Source organism: Nonomuraea sp. NPDC003201, from assembly GCF_053590415.1.
Map to the genome: position 1 here is coordinate 1 of NZ_JBSFTC010000576.1, position 3,733 is coordinate 3,733.

Below are 3,733 nucleotides of genomic sequence, written 5' to 3' on the forward strand. Positions count from 1 at the left end.
CGCCCGCAAGAAACCCGGCGACCCGCCGCCCCCAGGCAAGATCGCTTACACCCTCACAATCACCACCAAAGCCCTTAACTAAGCGGCATTGGGGCCGCGCCCCCAGGCCGTCACCACCCAGGGGACGGGGCGCCCCCGCTCGCGGGGCCTGCTCATCGGCGCGCTGGCGGGCCTGGTCGCCCTCGCCGCGGCCGTCGTCACGATCCTCTCCGTGAACAGCACCCCGGCCCCGCTCGCGGACCAGGACGACAGCTCCCCCTCGGCCACCCCTCCGGATTCCCCGGCCCCGTCCACCCCGCCCTCAACCCCCGCGGCCACCCCGACGACGCCCGCCACCTCCGACAGCGCGACCCCCACCGCCTCCGGCGGGAAGCTCAAGATCCCCGCCGCCTACGCGGGGACGTGGACGGGCCGGACGGAGAGCACCAACCCCATGGACACCGACGGGGCCGAGAACACCGTGGTGCTGAAGCCGGGCGCGACCACCGCGCAGTGGAGCGAGAAGGACGCCGGCGCGAACTGCCGCGGCATGATCATCCTGACCCAGGTGGAGGCGTCGCGGCTGACGTTCTCGCTGGAGGCGATGGAGGGCGGCTGCATCCCGGGCACCGTCTGGCTCGCCAAGCAGGGCGACTCCCTCTCCTACACCTGGCGGGACGAACCCGGCCCCGGCATCGTCACCCAGACCGGCACTCTGACCAAGAGCTAACCGATACCACGAATTTTCCGCAAAACCCTTCGACATGTGACGGCTGGACGCTGGATCATTAACGTTATGTCTGTGATGAGGGAGGTGCCGTTCCCCAGCCAGGAGTCTTCAGAGCTCCCCATGAACATCTGGATCGACGATGCCGACTCCGCGATCGACGTCATCGACGCCTTGGCGCTGTCGCCGTTCGCGACGGGTGCGCAACCGTGGTCCCGCCTTGCCAATCTGGAGCGCGTGCGCCCCGACGCCCCGCTGAGCCCGGCCGACGGCCGGCTGCTGCGGACGGCGCGGGTCGAGGACGGCTCGGAGTCGCGGCTCATCGCCGGCGAGGGCTGGACCCTGCGCGTCGTGCGACACCGCAACCGCACGGCCACCGTCAGCGTCACGGCCGTGGACGAGGATCTGGCCAAGAGCGTGCTCGCGCAGAGCATCGAGGGCGCCGAAGAGGCCATGCCGGAGGTGGACCACGTCGAGATGGGCTTCTGGTGGCGCGGCATGCACGGCGGCACCCGCTCGGAGAAGCCGATCACGGCCCAGCCCTGGGACGAGATCAACAAGAACTACTCGGCCAAGGTCCGCCCCGCCCTCGACCGGCTGATGTCGATCACCCCCGCCGACGTCAACGGCCGCCTGATCCTGCTGCACGGCGAGCCGGGCACCGGCAAGACCACGCTGCTGCGCACACTGGCCAAGCAGTGGCACGACTGGTGCCAGGTGGACTGCGTGCTCGACCCCGAGCGGCTGTTCAACGAGCCGGGCTATCTGATGGAGGTGGCCGTCGGCTACGACTCCGACGAGGACACGCAGCGCTGGCGGCTGCTCGTCCTGGAGGACTGCGACGAGCTGATCAGCTCGGGCGCCAAGGCCCAGGCGGGCCAGGGGCTCTCGCGCCTGCTCAACCTGACCGACGGCCTGCTCGGCCAGGGACGGGACGTCCTGGTGGCGATCACCACCAACGAGGACCTCGCCCGCCTCCACCCGGCCGTCGTCCGCCCCGGCCGCTGCCTGGCGCAGGTGGAGGTCGGGCCGCTGACCAAGGACGAGGCCGTCACCTGGCTGGGCTCCGCCAACGGGGTGAGCCCGTCGGGCGCGACGCTGGCCCAGCTGTACGCCCTGCGCGCGGGCCGCGAGTTCACCCCGCAGCCGGGCGACGAGTCCACGGGCCTGTACCTCTGACCGGCGCGCCGGCCAGAGGCGGGCACGTGGCGGTCACGTGGCGTGGCGGTCACGTGGCGTGGCGGTCACGTGGCGGGCACGTGGCGGTCACGTCAGGTAGGTGTGCAGGCGGCGGGCCTCGCGGACGAAGTTGTTCGACGCCCGCCGCTCGGCGATCTCCGCCACGCAGGGCACCGGCCCCCGCGCTCCGGCCCACCGGGCGGCGCGCAGCGCGAAGGCGAGCACCTGCGTGTGCCGGGTGTGCGGCCGTTCCTCCGGCCCCGGCAGGAACACCGGCAGGAACCCGGTCATGATCCGCCACACCTCCCACTGCGCTCCTTGCTCGGCCGCGCTCTCCAGGGTCTCGAGGACCGGGCCGGGCTTGAACCACGTCCTGCGCAGCAGCAGTCCGAGCTGCCGGCCGATCCCTTCGGCGTCCTCGTCGCCGCGCGCCGCCAGGTCCACCACCAGGTGCGCCCGCACCACGGGCAGCTTCGACCAGGACGGGTCGGCCAGGAAGAACGCCACCACGAGCGCCATCCCCTCGCCCCACGGACCGTCGGCCAGCGCGAGGGCGTACGCCTCGGGCGGCCTCGCCCCCTCCACCGGCCACCCGTACATCAGGTGCGGGACGAAGTGCTGCGCGACGACCTCCCGGTGGGACGGCAGCACGTACGGCCACCATGACAGCAGCCCGCCCTGCCCCTTCTGCCGCCGCCAGCCGGGCTCGGTGAACAGCTCGTCGACCAGCGGCAGCCCCGTCGGCGCCACCCGGATCCTGGGCGCCAGATCGGGGGTCCGGGTGTCGGCCGGATCCCGGTCGTCGCGGTATTCGCCGCCCGGGTCCAGCCGCCCGGAGGCGAGCCAGCCGACCTCCGTGACCGGCTCGGGGCGGCCGCCGTCCATCCACCGGGCCGCCGCCCGCCCCGCCTCCGAGGTGAGCAGCCGCGCCCGCGCCACCACCTCCGGCGCCACCTCGCGCGGCAGCCGCAGCAGCGCCTGCTGCAGGTCCGCCGGCAGGGCCTCGGCACCGCGTCGCTCGTAGCCCGCCAGCCGCGCCACGAGCTCCCCGGCGTCCACGTGCCCGGTGCCCTCGGTGGGCTCGGCCAGCAGGTACGGCGGGAGGATGCCGTCCTGGAGCGCCGAGTGGACCTCGGCCCACCGCCGCAGCAGGAACAGGTGCGGCGCCGACACCGCGCCGCCCTGGGGGCCGCCCCGGGGCAGCCCGTCAGCTGGGGAGCCGCCCGTCAGGATCAGCCGGGCGATCTCCTCGCACCATTGCCAGACGTCCAGCCACGGCCGTTCGTGCGAGCGGGCGCCCAGCCGCCATTCCGACAGCCTCGCCACGAGCCCGTCCCGGTCGTCGTGGTGCAGCCGCACGACGCCTGCCAGCCACAGCTCGGCGGACTCCCATCCGCCCCCGCACGGTCCCAGCTCCACGGGCGCGGTCACCGGCCCGGGGAACGCCTGGGCGAAGCGCGGCGCGGGCAGCGGGGCGGGCGTGAAGGGCTCCTGGGGCTCCTCGGCGGCCTCCCCGCCGAACACCGCCACGAGGGTCTCGCCGAGCTGGTGCGGCAGCAGCCCGAAGGAGTCCCGCAGGGCCTGCGCCCCCACCGGCGTGAACCGTTTGGCGTGCTTGACCGCGATCCGCACCGCCCGCCCCTGCACGTCGGCGGACTCGCAGGCGAACGCGGACCCCAGCGCGGGCGCCAGCTCGTCGAGGTCGCCCGGCCAGGCGCGGGCGACGGCGTCGAGCCAGGTCAGCCCGGCGGTCACCAGCTTGCGCTCCGCCCTGAACAGCAGCGCCCGCAGCGCCTCCGACACGTCCACGTGGTCCAGGTGGTCGAGCCCGCGCAGGTGGCGCAGCGC

Annotated in this window: 3 protein-coding genes; 2 read left to right on the forward strand and 1 reads right to left on the reverse strand. The window is 73.9% G+C overall.

Features of this window, described 5'->3' with window-relative positions; translation table 11 throughout:
• The first annotated feature begins 88 nt into the window (after positions 1-88).
• The gene (locus ACWDX9_RS60960) at positions 89-709 is read left to right on the forward strand and encodes a hypothetical protein (protein ID WP_449973056.1); all 621 of its coding nucleotides are present in this window, start codon (positions 89-91) and stop codon (positions 707-709) included.
• A gap of 66 nt (positions 710-775) precedes the next feature.
• Entirely contained in the window at positions 776-1,885 is a 1,110-nt protein-coding gene (locus ACWDX9_RS60965) for a DUF5925 domain-containing protein (RefSeq protein WP_449973057.1), read from the forward strand.
• An 87-nt stretch (positions 1,886-1,972) separates the two neighbouring features.
• On the opposite strand, the gene ACWDX9_RS60970 is transcribed toward ACWDX9_RS60965, so the two are convergent.
• Positions 1,973-3,733, reverse strand: a 1,761-nt coding sequence (locus ACWDX9_RS60970) for a hypothetical protein (RefSeq protein WP_449973058.1), incomplete at its 5' end; no start/stop codon positions are given.